Raw genomic sequence first — 15893 nt, forward strand, 5'->3', positions numbered from 1 at the left:
CATCAACGAAGGCGAGAAGTACACCGTTCGCGACGTGAAGCTGTCCGGTGACCTGAAAGTGCCGGAAGACCAGGTCAAGTCGCTGCTGCTGGTGCAGCCGGGCCAGGTGTTCTCGCGCAAGGTGATGACCACCACGTCCGAGCTGATCACCCGCCGCCTGGGCAACGAAGGCTATACCTTCGCCAACGTCAACGGCGTGCCTCAGCCGAACGACCAGGACCACACGGTCGACATCATGTTCGTGGTCGACCCGGGCAAGCGTGCCTACGTCAACCGCATCAACTACCGCGGCAACACCAAGACCGAAGACGAAGTGCTGCGTCGCGAAATGCGCCAGATGGAAGGTGGCTGGGCTTCGACCTACCTGATCGACCAGTCCAAGACCCGTCTGGAACGCCTGGGCTTCTTCAAGGAAGTCAACGTAGAGACCCCACCGGTGCCGGGCACCGACGACCAGGTCGACGTCAACTACAGCGTCGAAGAGCAGGCCTCCGGTTCGATCACCGCCAGCGTCGGTTTCGCCCAGAGCGCCGGCCTGATCCTCGGTGGTTCGATCAGCCAGAGCAACTTCCTCGGTACCGGTAACAAGGTGTCGATCGGCCTGACCCGCAGCGAATACCAGACCAAGTACAACTTCGGCTTCACCGACCCCTACTTCACCGCCGACGGCGTCAGCCTGGGCTACAACGCCTTCTACAGCAGCACCGACTACAGCGACTACTACGACGATGGCGTTTCGTACTATGCAATCAACAGCTACGGCGCCGGGGTCAGCTTTGGCTACCCGATCAACGAAACATCGCGCCTGACCTATGGCCTGACCCTGCAACACGACGACATCTCGCCCGGCACCTACAGCGCCGACGAGATCTACGACTTCATCGCCCGGGAAGGCAAGAGTTTCAACAACCTCAAAGCGTCGATCGGCTGGTCTGAATCCACCCTCAACAAAGGCGTGCTGGCCACCCGTGGCCACTCGCAAAGCCTGACGCTGATGGCCACCACCCCTGGTAGCGACCTGTCGTTCTACAAACTGGACTATAACGGCCAGACCTACCTGCCGGTGACCAGCAAAACCTCGCTGCGCTTGCACACCAGCCTGGGCTACGGCAACGGTTACGGCTCCACCGACGGCCTGCCGTTCTACGAAAGCTACACCGCAGGTGGGCTGGGTTCGGTGCGCGGTTTCAAGGACGGGGGCCTCGGCCCGCGCAACACGCCGGCCACCGGCACCTATGCCAGCGCCGGCCAAGCCTATTACTCCGACCGCGATACCGATGTGCTGGGGGGCAATATCCTGATTACCGGTGGCGCCGAGTACATCTTCCCGTTGCCGTTCGTGAAGGACCAGAGCCAGCTGCGCAGTTCGGTGTTCGTCGATGCCGGCAACGTGTATGCCGACACCTGCTATCTGTCGACCACCCAGGGCTGCGGCAGCGTGGACCTGGCGCAGATGGCCGTGTCGCTGGGGGTTGGCGTGACCTGGTACAGCCCGATGGGGCCGCTGAGCTTCAGCCTGGCGGCACCGCTGAAAAAGCCGGACAACGCGGAAACGCAGATTTTCCAGTTCTCGCTGGGGCAGACCTTCTGATCACCGACGGTGCACATTACCTGCTTTTACCCCTGCTTAACCCAAGTTGACAGTCACCTTGCCTAAGCTGGCCAGCATTCGAACTCTGCCCAGCAGGACACGCCCATGCCACCTTTCACACCTTGCTTTCCCAACGCACTGCGACACGATGAAGTCCCGCTCGCGCTGCTGGACCTGGTCCAGCAGCGCCTGGCCAGCCTGCTCGGCCCGCGCTTCACGGTGGTACTGGGCGGCAGTGGCGAAGGTGCCGGGGTCAGCCACTACCACTTGGCCATCCAGCACAATCAGAGCGGTGTTTCACTGGAAGACTATGGCGACGTCGGCGCCGGTTTCATCGAGCGCCTGCTGCGCATGGGCACCCAGGTCAGGGACATGCTCGACTCAGCCACGTTCAACCGTATGGCCAGCGACGACCCAGGCCGACCCTTGGTGTGGCTCCGCGAGCTGGCCAGCCACGGGGAAACCATTACAATGCGCGCCCCATCCTGAAATATGTTTTTCTCATGAAATCACTGCTTTACGCCGTAACCTTACTGTTTTCCTTTACCCTGCCCGCCTTGGCCAACCCGCCGGCAACCTTCACCGAAGCCAAGGTGGTGGCCAAGCAGAAGGTGTACCTGGACCAGGCCAGCAGCGCCATGGGCGACCTGTACTGCGGTTGTAAGTGGACCTGGGTGGGCAAGTCCGGTGGGCGCATCGATGCGGCCTCGTGTGGTTACCAGACCCGCAAGCAGCAGAACCGCGCCGAGCGTACCGAGTGGGAACACATCGTGCCCGCCTACACCTTCGGCAACCAGCGTCAGTGCTGGAAAAACGGCGGCCGCGAGCACTGCGTGGACAACGACCCGGTGTTCCGTGCCATGGAAGCCGACCTGTTCAACCTGTACCCGGCAGTGGGCGAGGTGAATGGTGACCGCAGCAACTTCAACTACGGCATGGTTGCCGGCAATGCCGGCGAATACGGCCAGTGCACCACCAAGGTCGATTTCGTCCAGCGCGCTGCAGAGCCGCGTGATGAAGTGAAAGGCCTGGTGGCGCGTACCACGTTCTACATGTTCGACCGCTACCAACTGAGCATGTCGCGCCAGCAGCAACAGCTGTTGATGGCCTGGGACAAGCAGCACCCGGTGTCGGCCTGGGAAAAAGAACGCGACCGCCGTATTGCCGCGATCATGGGCCATGCCAACCCGTTCGTGAGTGGCGAACGCAAATGGACTGCCGACTACAAGCCGGCTGGCAGTGGCGTTGCTCAGGCAGTACCAGCAAAAGCCGCCAAGGCTGAGGCGAAGCCGAGCCTGGCCAGTGCCGCGTCGGTCGGGGCTGTGCTTGGCAACCGCAACAGCCATGTGTATCACCTGTCTGTTGGCTGCCCGGGCTACAACCAGGTAGCCGCGAAGAACCAGGTGACCTTCGCCACCGAGGGTGAGGCGCAGGCTGCGGGCTATCGCAAAGCCGGTAACTGCCGATAAGTGCCCGCTCAGCTGCACAGCAACGGGGCCGTATGGCGGCCCCTTGCTCTCACGACCTGCACACCTCATTCACCAGGTTCGCCGGCCGTTCGCCGGCCAGCGCGCTGAGCAGGTTGTCTACCGCGCAACGCGCCATGGCCTGGCGTGTCTCCTGGGTTGCCGAGCCGATGTGGGGGGTCGCTACCACGTTATCCAGCTGCAACAGCGGCGAATCTGTGGACAGCGGCTCCTGCACGAATACATCCAGCCCCGCACCCCGTATGCGCTTGGCCCGCAGCGCATCGACCAGCGCAGGCTCATCCACCACGCGCCCACGCGAGATGTTCACCAGGATCGCCTCAGGCTTCATCAGCGCCAGCTCCCGGGCGCCAATCAGGCCTTCGGTGCTGGCACTCAGCGGCACGGTCAGGCACACGAAGTCCGCCTGCTGCAACAACTCATCCAGGCTGCACTGGCGCGCGGCATAGCGCGCCTCCACCTCGGGCTTGGGCCGCTGGCTGTGGTAAAGCACGCGCATCCCGAAGCCGGCAGCCGCTCGCCGGGCCAAGGCCTCGCCGATGCGGCCCATGCCGACGATGCCCAGCGTCTTGCCATGCACGTCACAACCAAAATGCGCCGGGCCCAGGTTGGCCTGCCAGTGGCCGTCACGTACCCAGTTCGCCAATTCCACCACCCGCCTGGCAGTGGCCAGGATCAAGGCAAAACCCGTATCGGCAGTGGTTTCGGTCAGCACGTCGGGCGTGTTGGTCAGCATCACGCCGCGCCGGCTGAGCTCGGCAATGTCATAGTTGTCCACGCCGACCGATACGCTGGACACCACTTCCAGCTGTGGCGCCAGGTCGAGCAGGCTGGCATCCAGGCGCAGGCTGGCACCCAGCAAGCCATGCGCGCCCGGCAATGCGTCGCGCAGGCGGGCCTGGCCGTCGGGCCGGGCGGTATCCACCCAGGTGACCTCGACGCGATCTTGCAGGCGGGTCATCAAGTCGTCAGACAGGCGTTTATACAGGACGATTCGCTTCTTCATTGCAGGTTTCCTAAGGGTTCATGGCCAGCCGCGTGCTGTTGCGCTTGGCGCGGCCAGATGTCTGTGACGTATTGAGTGCGGCGGTAAGCGCCACGGCGGTCAGCAACGCGCCGCACATGAACAGGTAAGAAGCGCCCGGCCCGCCGGTGGCGCCATTGAGGTAGCCCACCAGCCACGAGCCGCCGAACGAACCCAGCGCGCCCATGCTGTTGATCAGCGCCATGGCCCCGCCTGCGACGTTGGCCGGCAGGATCTCGGGCACGATTGCGAAGAACGGGCCATAGGGTGCATACATGCAGGCGCCGGCCAGCACCAGCAACGCATACGACAGCCAGAAATGCTCGCTACCCAAGGCGTACGAGCCATAGAACGCCACCGCGGCCACCAACAGCGGCGGCCAGACAAAGCGCTTGCGCTTTTGCAGGCGGTCCGACGCCCAGGACACGCCCACCATCGCCAGTACCGCCGCCAGGTACGGTACCGAGGCCAGCCAGCCGGCCTGCACGATATCGACATTGGCCGCCTGCTTGAGGATCGACGGCAGCCACAGCACAAAGCCATAAACGCCGATGCTCCAGCAGAAGTACTGCAGCGCCAGGATGATCACCTGCGGCGAACGGAACGCCTCGCGGTAGTTCTTCACAGGCTTGATGCCCTGCTGCTCGGCAGCCAGCGCCTGTTGCAGGGCTTCTTTTTCCTGCTCGCTCAGCCAGTTCACCTGGGCCGGGCGGTCGTCGACCAAGCGCCACCAGAAGAACGCCCAGATCACGGCTGGCAAGCCTTCGATGATGAACATCCAGCGCCAGTCGTAATGCTTGATGAGGTAACCCGACACCACCGACATCCACAGAATGGTCACCGGGTTGCCCAGCATCAGGAAGGTATTGGCACGCGAACGCTCGGCACGGGTGAACCAATGGCACAGGTACACCAGCATCGCCGGCATGACGGCGGCCTCCACCACCCCGAGCAGGAAGCGGATGCCAATCAGCATGTAGACGTTGCTGACCATGCCCGTGAGTGTGGCAAGGCCACCCCAGAGGATCAGGCAGACGAAAATCAGCTTCTTCACACTGCGCTTTTCGGCGTAGATGGCGCCAGGCACCTGGAAGAAGAAGTAACCGAGGAAGAACAGTGCGCCCAACAGCGAAGACAGCACCGGGGTGATGTGCAGGTCTTCGGCCATGCCGGACGCTGCAGCGAAACCGTAATTGGCGCGGTCCAGATACGCCAGGCTGTAAGTGACGAACACAATCGGGATGATGTACCACCAGCGGCGAGGTGCCAGGCTTTGGCTTTGCATGGTTTGTTTCTCCTGAGCTTGTTGTTTTTGTTGCAACAGGTGATTCGGGGTTAAGGGGTCACGCGCTTCTGCGCAGGTCGAAGGCCTCCAGCTCGTGGCGCAGCGGCAGCCCTTCCATGTCGCCTCGTGACTGCACGGCACGGCTGCCGCACCAGTTGCCGCGCGCCACCGCCTCGGCCACTGCGCGCCCCTCCAGCAGCGCGCTGAGCACGCCGACGGCAAAGGCATCACCGGCGCCGACGGTGTCCACGACACGGCTGACGGGCACGGCTGCTACCTGGCCTTCCCCCTTGGTACTGCGCAGGTAGGCACCGGCGTCGCCCAGCTTGATCACCACCAACTCAACCCCTTGGTCGAGGTAGAACGCGGCGATGTCTGCCGGGGTGTGCCGGCCGGTCAGCAACCGGCCCTCTTCCAGGCCCGGTAAAACCCAATCGGCCTTGACCGCCAGGGCATTGATTTCGCGCACCATGCTGTTTTGATCAGGCCATAACGAGGGGCGCAGGTTGGGGTCGAACGAGATGCTGCGACCGGCTGCACGCATGGCGTCGACCAACGCGTGGGACAGGGCCCGGCAGCTGTCCGACAGCGCCAGCGGAATGCCAGTGGCGTGCAGGTGACGCGCTTGCAACAGTTCTGCACGCAGCCGTTCGGGTGACAACTTGCTGGCCGCCGAACCACGGCGGAAGTACTCCACAGCCGGGTCGCTGCCGTCATCGCAGCGGGCCTTGAGCTGAAAGCCCGTGGGGCAGTGGCTATCCACTTCCACGCCGGAACAGTCCAGGCCTTCGCGTTGCAGGCTGTCGAGCACGAAACGGCCCAGTGAATCGTCACCGACCCGGCTCAACCAGCGCACCTTGAACCCCAGCCGCGCCAGGCCGATCGCCACATTGCTGTCTGCGCCGGCAATGCGCTTGCCAAACTGGCCGACACTGGCCAGGTCGCCGGTTTGCTCGGCAACGAACATGGCCATGGTTTCACCAAAACACAGCACGTCATGCTCATGCATGGGCCACCTCCGCCCCCAGTGCAGACAGGCTACGCACCTGGGCACGGGTCAGCGCCAGCAGGTCGTCGCCAACCAGGGGGTATTCGACAGCGCGCACCACGCCAGGGGAGAACTCGGCCATCAGCGTTGCCCATGCTTGCAGGTCAGCGGCTTGCGGCGGTATGGCAACCCGTCTGCCATCGGCCCGGCGCTCCACAGCCTTGCAATGCACATAGCGCACCCAGCGGCCCAGTTGACGCGCGGCTTGCCTTGCAGACTCGTCTTGCCATTGCCAGTTGCCAATATCGAAGGTCATGCCCAGACGTAGCCCAAGCGGGTCGGCATGCCGGAAGAACTGCAGCAGCGGTTCGATCCTGCCACCGTGTTCCGTCTGGTCGTTTTCCACCAGCAGCAGCGGCCCCTGTGCGGGCAGTAGCGCTGCCAGGGCGGCGACATCGCAACGCGCGGTGAAGTGCCCCAAGGACACCTTGAGCGCTACCGCGCCAAACGCACGGGCGAGCTCCAGCTTCTGCACCACAAGCGGGTCGGGTACGCCTTGCGCGGTCCACAACTCCAGGGGTGTCGAGTACAGGCATTCCAGGCGCAATGCGGCAATGACAGCGCCCAGCGCTGTCGCGTCCGGCGCACTGGCAAACAGTTCTTCGCGCAACTCCACACGGCTAACGCCAGCGGCGGCCAGCAGGTCAAGGAACTGCTCCTGACCACGTTGCCGCACGAAGTCGGCGCCGTAGCTGGAGAGGCTGATGGAAACGGGGTTCGTGTGCATTGTTCTTGTCCTTATGAAACCGGTTTCATTTTTAGTCGACAGCAGCAGGCGCCAGCCTGCCGTTGCTTATTGGGGTTGGGTTGAACCTCGGATGATCAGCTCGGCCTTGAAGTCGATGCGCCGGGCCGCCCCGCTGTCGCCCCGCAGGCGGCCAAGCAGGCTTTCGAAAGCCGCCACACCGATACGCTCGGTGGGTTGCGCCAGTGCAGTGATGCCATTACCGACCAAGGGGTACCAGTCAAGGTCGTCGAGGGCGATCAGCCCGACGTCGGCAAACAGGTTGCGCCCGGCTTCGTGCAAGGCCCGGGTCACTGCCAAGGTTGCAACGCCGTTGAAGGTGAAGATGGCTTGCGGGCCATGGCCACGGCTGGCCAGGAATGACGCCAGCTGCCCCTCCAGCCCGGCGCCGATTTCCAGCACCTGCTGGCGCATGCCGGCACGACGGCTGACCGACGTGCCGAATGCCTGCACCCGCTCCAGGCGTGAGCTGGTGCCATCGAGGGGTTCGCTGACCGCCAGGATATCGCGGTAGCCCTGTGCCTGCAGGTGGTCGAGGGCCTGCTCGACCGCGTCGGCATTGTCCAGGCCAACCAGGTCGAGATTCAGCTCGGGCAATTGGCGATCGACCAGCACCATGGGGATGTCACGCTGCAGGTTGAGCAGTTCGCCGGGGTGATGGCCAAGGGTGTTCACGATCAGCCCTTCGACGTTGTAGCTCTGCAGGGCCACCAGGTGATGACGCTCCTGCTCGTCGTCGCGGTTGGTGTTGCACACCACCAGGCTGTAACCGTGCTGACGGCAGGCGGTTTCCACGCCATGCATCACGGCCACTGAATAGGGGTTGAGAATATCGGCTACCAGCATGCCGATCAGTCGCGTCTGGCCGCGCTTGAGGCCGCGGGCCATCTGGTTGGGGCGATAGCCAAGCCGCTCGATGACTTCTTCCAGGCGCTTGGCCGTGGCTTCGGCCAGCAACTGGCGGTCACCACCGATGTAACGGGAAACGGTGGCTTTGGAAACGCCAGCGACACGCGCTACTTCGCTGATGGTGACCCGTTCGCGGGCATGGGCAGGCGCGTCGGTCATGGGCAGTCCTTATGATTGTTGTGATTGCGATGAAACCGGTTTCAATACAGCAAAACTGCGGCAGTTCGTCAACCTTCCGTTGGTCGGCAATGTTAAAACAACCATGATATTCGAGGTTAGATAAGCAAATTAACTGATTGATGCAAATACAATTTCAACCAAAAAACTGTGGGAGCGGGTTCACCCACGAATGCGATGTAGAATCTACCGCCGCATTCGTGGGTGAACCCGCTCCCACAGTGGATCAGGGTGCAGCTGGAGAAGTCAGCGAAGCGACTTCACATCAGCGGCCGTGACGGCGCTTCCCTGGTTGCCCCAGCTGCTCCTGATGAAATTCACCACCTCGGCAACCTCCTGGTCGCTCAGGCGCCAGCCAAACGCCGGCATGGTGAAATTCGAAGGCGCCGTGTGCGTCGCCGGTACCGTGCCCCCTGCCAGCACCACATGAATCAGCGACGTGGCATCCGCAGTCTGCACCACCGGGTTGCCGGCCAAAGCCGGGAACACGCGGATGTAACCCTGGCCATCGGTACGGTGGCAGGCTGCGCAATTGTCGATGTACACCGCCGCCCCTGGCTTGCTGTCATCGCCCTTCCACAGCGCATCTGCCACCTGCTTGTCATAGACGTGCGGCCGGTCTTCTGGGTTGCTCGGCGGCAGGGTCTTCAGGTAACGGGCGATCGCGGTCAGGTCGGCATCGCTCAGGTGCTGCATGCTGTGCTCGACCACGTCGCTCATGCCACCGAACACGGCGCTGCGATCACTGCGCCCGGTCTTGAGAAACTGCACCAACTGCCCCTCGCTCCAGCTGCCCAGGCCGTCCTTGTGGTCGCCACGCAGGTTCTTGGCAATCCAGCCTTCCAGCGGAGCGCTGCCGGCCAGAAACTGCTCGCCATCTGCCGGGCTAAGGGCCTTTTCCTGCATGGTCAGCGCCCGCGGCGTATGGCAGGCACCACAATGGCCAAGGCCCTCGACCAGATACGCCCCACGGTTCACCACCGGGTCGGCAGCAGCCGTTGCCTGCCACGGCTTGGCCTCGGGCGCGAAAAGGCCGCGCCAGGCAGCCAGCGGCCAACGCATGCTCAGCGGCCAGGGGATGTCGCTGGCCTTGTTCGCCTGTTCGACGGGCGCCACGCCCTTCATGAAGTAGGCGTACAGCGCCTGCATGTCCTGCTCGCTGACGCGCGCATAAGACGGGTATGGCATGGCTGGGTACAGGGTGCTGCCGTCCTTGCGGATGCCCTTGCGCACGGCCTGGTCGAAGTCTTCGAAGCTGTACTGGCCAATGCCGCTGGTCGCCGGGGTGATGTTGGTGGAGTACACCGTGCCGATCGGCGTTTCCATCGGCAGGCCGCCGGCAAAGGGCTGGCCGCCCTTGGCGGTATGGCAGGCCACACAGTCACCGGCACGGGCCAGGTACTCGCCCTGGCGCACCTGGGCATCATCATTCGCGGTGGCTTGCACAGCCGTCGCGGCCCCCAGCAGCAGGGTTGCGATCAACATTGTCTTCATGCTCATCGCTCCTCAAGCCTGGACCAGCGGGCCGGGGTTTTTCAGGTACTGCTCGCGGATGGCGCGGGCCGACCAGTAGGTCAACGCGGCCACCAGACCGGTCGGGTTGTAACCCAGGCCCTGAGGGAACGCCGAAGCGCCCGGGACAAACACGTTATGCACGTCCCAGCTTTGCAGGTAACGGTTCAGGGCGCTGGTCTTGGGGTCGGTGCCCATGATCGCGCCGCCGTTCAGGTGGGTGGTCTGGTAGCTGGCGGTGTTGAAGTGGTCTTTGACCTTCTTGCCCAGTACCGCAATGGACTTGGGGTTCATCGCCTGGGCGATCTTGCTCAGCTTGTCGACCATGAACTGGTTCATCCTGATGTCGTTTTCCTGCCAGTCAAAGGTCATGCGCAGCAGCGGTTGGCCATAGGCATCGCGGTAAGTCGGGTCCAGGTCCAGGTAATTGCCACGGTACGACTGGTGGGCGCCATGGGCGTCCATCGATACCTGATGGGTGTAGTAGTCGGCTGTGGCTTTCTTCCAGGCACTGCCCCAGGCCGGCGTGCCCGGCGGGTTGGCGGTGCCGGCAATCGGCCGGCTGCCAGCCTGGTTCACCCACATCGGTGAGCCGCCGACGAAGCCGTGCGGGCCATGGTCGAAGTTGTCGGCGTTGAAATCGTCGATGGCGATGCCGTTGCCACCCGCGCCGATGAAATTGTTGGTGTAGGTGTCCTTGTCGAAGAACGCCTTGACCGTGCCCATGTTCTGATAGGCAAAGTTACGCCCGACCACGCCTTCGTTCTTCACCGGGTCGTAAGGCTTGCCAATGCCGGAAAGCAGCATCAGGCGCACGTTATTGAACTGGAACGCCGCCAGGATCACCAACTCCGCAGGCTGCTCTACCTCGCGCCCCTGGGCATCGATGTAGGTGACGCCAGTGGCCTTGCGCTTGCTGTCGTCCAGGTTCACCCGCAGCACATGGGCATTGGGCCGCAGCTCGAAGTTGGGCACTTGGCGCAGCGCCGGCAAAATATTCACGTTGGGCGAGGCCTTGGAGTACATGTAGCACACGTACCCGCTGCAAAAACCACAGAAGTTGCACGGCCCCATCTGTGCCCCGTAGGGGTTGGTGTATGGCCCGGAGGTGTTGGCCGATGGCAGGTTGTAAGGCTTGTAGCCCAAGCTGGTGGCGGCCTTTTCGAACAACCTGGCCGACACCACGTTCTTCTGCGCAGGCAGCGGGAACGGGCTCGATCGGTCCGGCGCATAGGGGTTGCCGCCCTTCCCTTCGCCCACGACCTGGCCGTTAACGGTCCAGGCCTGGCCAGAGGTGCCGAACACCTTCTCAGCGAAGTCGAAATACGGCTCCAGCTCCTCGTAAGTGACGCCAAAGTCCTGGATGGTCATGTCGTCGGGGATGAACTTTCGCCCGTATCGCTCTTCGTAGTGGCTGCGCATGCGCAACTCGACCGGGTCTACCCGAAAGTGCACACCCGACCAATGCAAGCCCGCGCCGCCCACGCCCTTGCCCGGCAAGAAAGCGCCGAGCTGACGATTGGGCAGTGCCACATCGTTCATGCTGTGGCGGACGGTGACGGTTTCTTTAGACACGTCGACGAACAGCTTCTTACGTACGCTGTAGGTCAACTCGTCGATCACCTGCGGGTAGCTGCCTTCCGGGTAGGTGTCCTGCATCGGCCCACGTTCCAGCGCCACCACCTGCAACCCGGCCTCGGTCAGCTCCTTGGCCATGATCGCACCGGCCCAGCCGAAGCCGACAATCACCGCATCCACTTTATTCAACACAGTCGCCATGCCTCAGGCCCTCTCGCCGCGGATCGATATAGCCGGGAACGGGTAAGGCTCGTTGCGCTCAACCCAGTCCATGAAGTCGGCGCGGGCGCCGGGGAAGCCGATCTGGGTCCAGCCGACCATGCCTTTGTTGCCACCATGGATCGGGTCGCAGAAAAACCCTTCGCGGGTGTTCTGCACCAGCAAGCTGAAAAACACCTTGGCCGGCACGGTGTCGAAAACCAGCTCTCCGGCCTCGATCTTGCCGAGAATACGGTCTCGGGTAGCGCTATCTTGCTCAGCAAAAACTTGCCCGGAATTGGCCTTGCACCAGCCGTCCACGGCAGCGATGCCCAGGCGGTAGATTTGCTGCGGGCTGAGCTGCAGCTGATAGCCCAGCTCTGGCGCTGCGTCGGCGTTGAAAGGGCCTTGCATGTACCACTGAGCGCCAGTGGCGTACGGCGTGTTCATCTGCCGGTCGATGAATTCGGCAGCGCCGGCTTCAAGCGCGCCGGGGCCAAGCTCGTCGGCCGGAATGATGCGGGACACGGCGGCTTGCAGAAACGCCCACTCTTCGGCGCTGAAAAATGTCGGCTGATAGTTACCCGCCGGTGGCGTGGCCGGCACGTTCGCTGGCTGTTGCTGCGGTTGCGGGGCCGCAAGCAGTTGGCTGGCACCCACGCCCAGCCCTGTGCTGGCCACGGTAACGACAGGGATCAGGGTCAAGGTCTTGCGCAGAAAATCCCTGCGCGGGTTGTCTGGGGCATGCTCAGGCATTGGGAATCCTCATCGGCTCTGGGGCGGCCTTGATAAGCGCCATCTGGTTTTCAATGGAGAGGTGATCTTGATAGGCCATCAAGAAGACAGCCGAATAATCTAGCGCGTTCAGAAATGTTTTGAAACCGGTTTCATGATTGACTTTTCATCGCTGCAGCAAGGCCAGAGCTCTGTGGGGCCAAGGCTTTTTTCACATCTGCCTCACTCTCTACCGACATCCTGCTACCTACAGTGCCGACGCTCTCGTAATGGAGCGAGCTGACTGGAGTGGCAAACATGCTGCAAGGCGTTATCGACAAATTCCCCGCCTCACGCCGTGTGCAGGTACACCGGTTACCTTGGGGCACAGCGCTATTCGCAGTCTTGTGCCTGCTGTTCGTCCTGTGCGTGGCAGCAGCCTGGGCGCATGCCCGCACGGCCGTCCCCAACCTGGGCAACCCGCACCACCTGCAACGCAGTGGGCTGGAGGCCGCTTGGGCAAAAGGCTCGGTGATTGTGGTACTGCGCCATGCCGAACGCTGCGACCGGTCCAGAGGTGCCTGCCTGGGTGACCCCAGCGGCATTACGGTTGCGGGCAGCCAGGTGGCCGCCGCTGTAGGCCAAGGCCTGCAACACCTTGGCTTGGCGTCATCCGACGTGTGGAGCAGCCCGGAGGTGCGCACCCGACAAACCGCACAAGCCATGTTTGGTAAAACCGTTGCCACGCAAGGCTGGCTTAACCAGTGTGACGGGCACTTTGCCGATAACGCCTTTGGCCACAAGCGGGCCGGCCACAACCTCGTGCTGGTCAGCCACAGCGGTTGCATGGAACAGCTGGAGCAAGCGCTCCAGGTACCCGCCAGCGCGACGTCGAACAGCTATGCCAGTGCCCTGTTCATCACCCAGGGCAGCGATGGCAAGGCAACGCTGCTGGGCCAGATGGCTGCCAGTGAATGGCGCAAACTCGTTGATGCCAAGGAGCTGTGAACATGCCCTCCCGCGCCGCGTTCTACCGCAACAACCTGATACTGCCGCTGTTGCTGGCCGCCATTGTGTTCATGGCATTCGACCTCACCGAGCTCGATCGCTGGATCAGCAACCTGCTGCTCGACCCCACCACCGGTCAGTTCCCGCTGCTGCACAATCAATGGTTCGAGAAGGTCACCCACAAGTGGCCGCGCATCCTGCCGGACTGGACGGGTGAACTGGCAGTCATCGGCAGCTTGCTGTCGTTCATCTGGCCGCGCCTGGCCAACCGTCCCCAACGGGGCCTGACCCGGGTACTGGAAAAAGCCCGTATCGCACCCGTGCTGCGCTTCACCACCCAACACCGGCGCGACTTGCTGTTCGTGGTCGTGGCGTTTGCACTGAGCACGACCGTGATTCATTACCTGAAAAGCCACACCAGTGTGTATTGCCCGGTGGAAACCACACTGTATGGCGGTACGCAGGCCCGCGTTGAATGGTTCGAAAACTTCTCCTGGTGGAACAAGGCCGGCGATGGCCGCTGCTGGCCGGGTGGCCATGCCTCCAGCGGGTTTACCTTGCTGGCGCTGTATTTCGTGGCATTGCGTCATCGCTGGGCACAGGCGCGCAAGTTGCTGGCGGTCATTCTGCTGATCGGGTTCGTGTACGGTACAACACGGGTACTGCAGGGCTGGCACTATATGTCCCATACATTCTGGGCGGGGATCTTTGTCTGGCTGACAACCTGGGTAACGGCGTTGTTCTTCTATGGCCGCATCGCGTTGCAGGCGCCAGAGCACAGCCCGGTCATTCATGACGCTGCCATGGCGCAGCCCTTGTAGAGCGGCCTTGTCTCCCAGCCACGGGGATAGTGGAATCTGACAGGCACCTGTCATCCACTTAGTTGCTAATAATACTTTTAAAATAAACCTTAGCGAAACTTCCTACAGCGCTTTAGGAAGTTTCAATCTCCCCTGCCTATTGATTCCTCGTTAGTCTTCAGGCTTTCGCAAGATACTTGTGCGCGACCGCATGGAAAGTGCGCGGTCATTGCGTGAGCCTGATCTGTTAACTGACGAGGATTATGGATGTCCAGACAGTCCGACGGCACCGACAAGCCTGTGCCCGCCATGAAAAAGCCAATTCTGCTTGAGGATATAGAGGCTGCCCAGCAGCCTCACCGCGGGGCTGGCCCTGAACACGCCACGGAGCCACTCGGCTACCCCGCCGACCCGCAGTTCCAGCTACGCGGCGGCTTCGAAAACCTGATGCTCGACGCCGCCACCCCGCTGTTCGGCCTGGCCATTCGCCTGAGCACGCTGGACGACCTGCCCAACATCGCCTATGTGCACAAGGCCGTGCAAAACCAGGTCAGTAACATCCGCGAAGAAATCCGGCAGCACGGCTACCCCGTTGCCCAGCAGGAAGTCTACTCCTACGGCCTGTGCCTGTTCCTGGACGAGGCCGTGATGAGCCGCCCCTGGGGCAACAATTCGTGCTGGAGCCACGAACCGCTGCTCAGCATCTTCCACGACGAAACCCAGGGCGGCGAAAAAATCTTCGTGCTGCTCGAACGGGTCATGCAGTCGCCCAAGGAATTTCAGGATGTACTGGAGTTCCTGTACTTCTGCATTTGCCTGGGCCTGCGCGGCAAGCACGCCCTCGATCCCAAGTGTGACGACATCATCAAGGCCCTGATCTCGCGCATGCACAAGGTCATCCGCGAACTGCGCGGCCCCACGCCCGAAGCGGTGTGCGATCCCTACACCAACGTCGTCCATCGCCCCTACCGCGGGCGGCGCTGGGAGTGGCCCTGGTGGAGCCCGCTGGTGCTCTCGGCCATCGCTATGGTCTGCACCTACAGCTACTACAGCTACCGCCTCGACCTGATCACCGCCGAAGTCCTGCAATCGCTCGACGCCATCTTGCAGCAGTAGCAGGGGACGCCACATGCCTAGCCAAACCGATTTGCGTTTTACCTTCCAGCCGCTGGTTGGCCGCAGCGAGTTCGAGGTCGTGTCGTTCGAGCTGGACGAGGCCATCAGCACGCCGTTCCAGTTGCAGCTGGAACTGATCAGCTTCGAAGACGATGTCGACTTCGGCCAGTTGCTCGACAAGCCGGTGCTGTTCACGATCTGGCGTGGTGAACGCCCGCTGCGCTATGTGCACGGGCTGGTCAGCACCTTCAGCCAGGGCGAAACGGGCTTTCACCGCACCCGTTACCGTGCTCTGGTCGAACCCGTGCTGGCCCGCGCGGGGCTGCGCTCGAACTGGCGCATCTTCCAGCAGAAAACCGTGCCTCAGATTCTGCAGATCATGCTCGAGCGCCAGGGCATCACCGGCTACACGCTGAAGAGCATCGACAAACACGAGGTGCGCGAGTTCTGCGTGCAGGCCGGTGAAACCGACCTCGACTTCATCGCCCGCCTGGCTGCCGAAGAAGGCTTCGTCTACCGCTTCGAACACACGCCAAAAGGCCACACGCTGATCATCACCGACCGGTTGCTGGCGCTGGGGCAGATCAGCCTGGGCGCCATCCAGGCCGACGACGCGGACGACGGTTTCTTCGAGCCGGACGACATCGACCCCAACCAGGTGCTGTACCACGCCACCAGCGGCGGCAATCAGGCCAGGCCTT

The 15893-nt window shown here is 62.6% G+C and carries 15 protein-coding genes; 7 read left to right on the forward strand and 8 right to left on the reverse strand.

Annotated elements, in window-relative coordinates:
* The 3 genes from bamA to N436_RS28170 form a co-directional block, all read left to right on the forward strand.
* A partial coding sequence (bamA, locus tag N436_RS28160; protein ID WP_110742478.1) for an outer membrane protein assembly factor BamA occupies positions 1-1591 on the forward strand: 1591 nt, incomplete at its 5' end.
* A 105-nt stretch (positions 1592-1696) separates the two neighbouring features.
* A complete protein-coding gene (locus tag N436_RS28165) occupies positions 1697-2080 on the forward strand; it encodes a hypothetical protein (protein ID WP_110742479.1) in 384 nt (127 codons plus the stop codon).
* 14 nt (positions 2081-2094) lie between these two features.
* On the forward strand, positions 2095-3060 hold the full coding sequence (locus N436_RS28170; RefSeq protein ID WP_105947663.1) for an endonuclease: 966 nt from the start codon (positions 2095-2097) through the stop codon (positions 3058-3060).
* 49 nt (positions 3061-3109) lie between these two features.
* Here N436_RS28170 and N436_RS28175 read toward each other — a convergent pair whose 3' ends face one another.
* From N436_RS28175 to N436_RS28210, 8 genes are all read right to left on the reverse strand, one after another.
* Positions 3110-4084 (reverse strand): D-glycerate dehydrogenase, encoded by a 975-nt coding sequence (locus tag N436_RS28175; protein ID WP_110742480.1) that lies wholly within the window; start codon positions 4082-4084, stop codon positions 3110-3112.
* A 10-nt stretch (positions 4085-4094) separates the two neighbouring features.
* The gene (locus tag N436_RS28180; RefSeq protein WP_016714062.1) at positions 4095-5387 is read right to left on the reverse strand and encodes an MFS transporter; all 1293 of its coding nucleotides are present in this window, start codon (positions 5385-5387) and stop codon (positions 4095-4097) included.
* Positions 5388-5445: 58 nt separating this feature from the next.
* Positions 5446-6396: a sugar kinase gene (locus tag N436_RS28185; protein ID WP_110742481.1), complete on the reverse strand. Its 951-nt coding sequence runs from the start codon at positions 6394-6396 to the stop codon at positions 5446-5448.
* Positions 6389-7162, reverse strand: coding sequence for a sugar phosphate isomerase/epimerase (locus N436_RS28190; protein ID WP_110742482.1), 774 nt, complete (start codon positions 7160-7162; stop codon positions 6389-6391). The genes N436_RS28185 and N436_RS28190 overlap by 8 nt, the downstream gene beginning before the upstream one ends.
* Positions 7163-7228: 66 nt before the next feature.
* Positions 7229-8248 (reverse strand): transcriptional regulator PtxS, encoded by a 1020-nt coding sequence (gene ptxS / locus N436_RS28195; RefSeq protein ID WP_110742483.1) that lies wholly within the window; start codon positions 8246-8248, stop codon positions 7229-7231.
* 264 nt (positions 8249-8512) lie between these two features.
* Positions 8513-9760 carry a cytochrome c gene (locus tag N436_RS28200; RefSeq protein ID WP_110742484.1) on the reverse strand — a complete coding sequence of 416 codons (1248 nt, stop codon included), beginning with the start codon at positions 9758-9760 and terminating at the stop codon, positions 8513-8515.
* A gap of 12 nt (positions 9761-9772) precedes the next feature.
* Positions 9773-11557 carry a GMC family oxidoreductase gene (locus tag N436_RS28205; protein ID WP_060499914.1) on the reverse strand — a complete coding sequence of 595 codons (1785 nt, stop codon included), beginning with the start codon at positions 11555-11557 and terminating at the stop codon, positions 9773-9775.
* A gap of 3 nt (positions 11558-11560) precedes the next feature.
* Positions 11561-12310 (reverse strand): gluconate 2-dehydrogenase subunit 3 family protein, encoded by a 750-nt coding sequence (locus N436_RS28210; protein WP_110742485.1) that lies wholly within the window; start codon positions 12308-12310, stop codon positions 11561-11563.
* A gap of 276 nt (positions 12311-12586) precedes the next feature.
* Here N436_RS28210 and N436_RS28215 point away from each other — a divergent pair, with 276 nt between their 5' ends.
* The 4 genes from N436_RS28215 to N436_RS28230 form a co-directional block, all read left to right on the forward strand.
* The gene (locus N436_RS28215) at positions 12587-13276 is read left to right on the forward strand and encodes a histidine phosphatase family protein (protein WP_110742486.1); all 690 of its coding nucleotides are present in this window, start codon (positions 12587-12589) and stop codon (positions 13274-13276) included.
* A gap of 2 nt (positions 13277-13278) precedes the next feature.
* Positions 13279-14097 (forward strand): phosphatase PAP2 family protein, encoded by an 819-nt coding sequence (locus N436_RS28220; protein ID WP_110742487.1) that lies wholly within the window; start codon positions 13279-13281, stop codon positions 14095-14097.
* A 246-nt stretch (positions 14098-14343) separates the two neighbouring features.
* A complete protein-coding gene (gene icmH / locus N436_RS28225; RefSeq protein WP_110742488.1) occupies positions 14344-15192 on the forward strand; it encodes a type IVB secretion system protein IcmH/DotU in 849 nt (282 codons plus the stop codon).
* Between the two features lie 13 nt (positions 15193-15205).
* Positions 15206-15893, forward strand: a 688-nt coding sequence (locus N436_RS28230) for a type VI secretion system Vgr family protein (RefSeq protein ID WP_146232687.1), incomplete at its 3' end; no start/stop codon positions are given.

It is taken from the genome of Pseudomonas sp. RV120224-01b, assembly GCF_003208145.1.
GTDB classification, from domain to species: Bacteria; Pseudomonadota; Gammaproteobacteria; order Pseudomonadales; family Pseudomonadaceae; genus Aquipseudomonas; species Aquipseudomonas monteilii.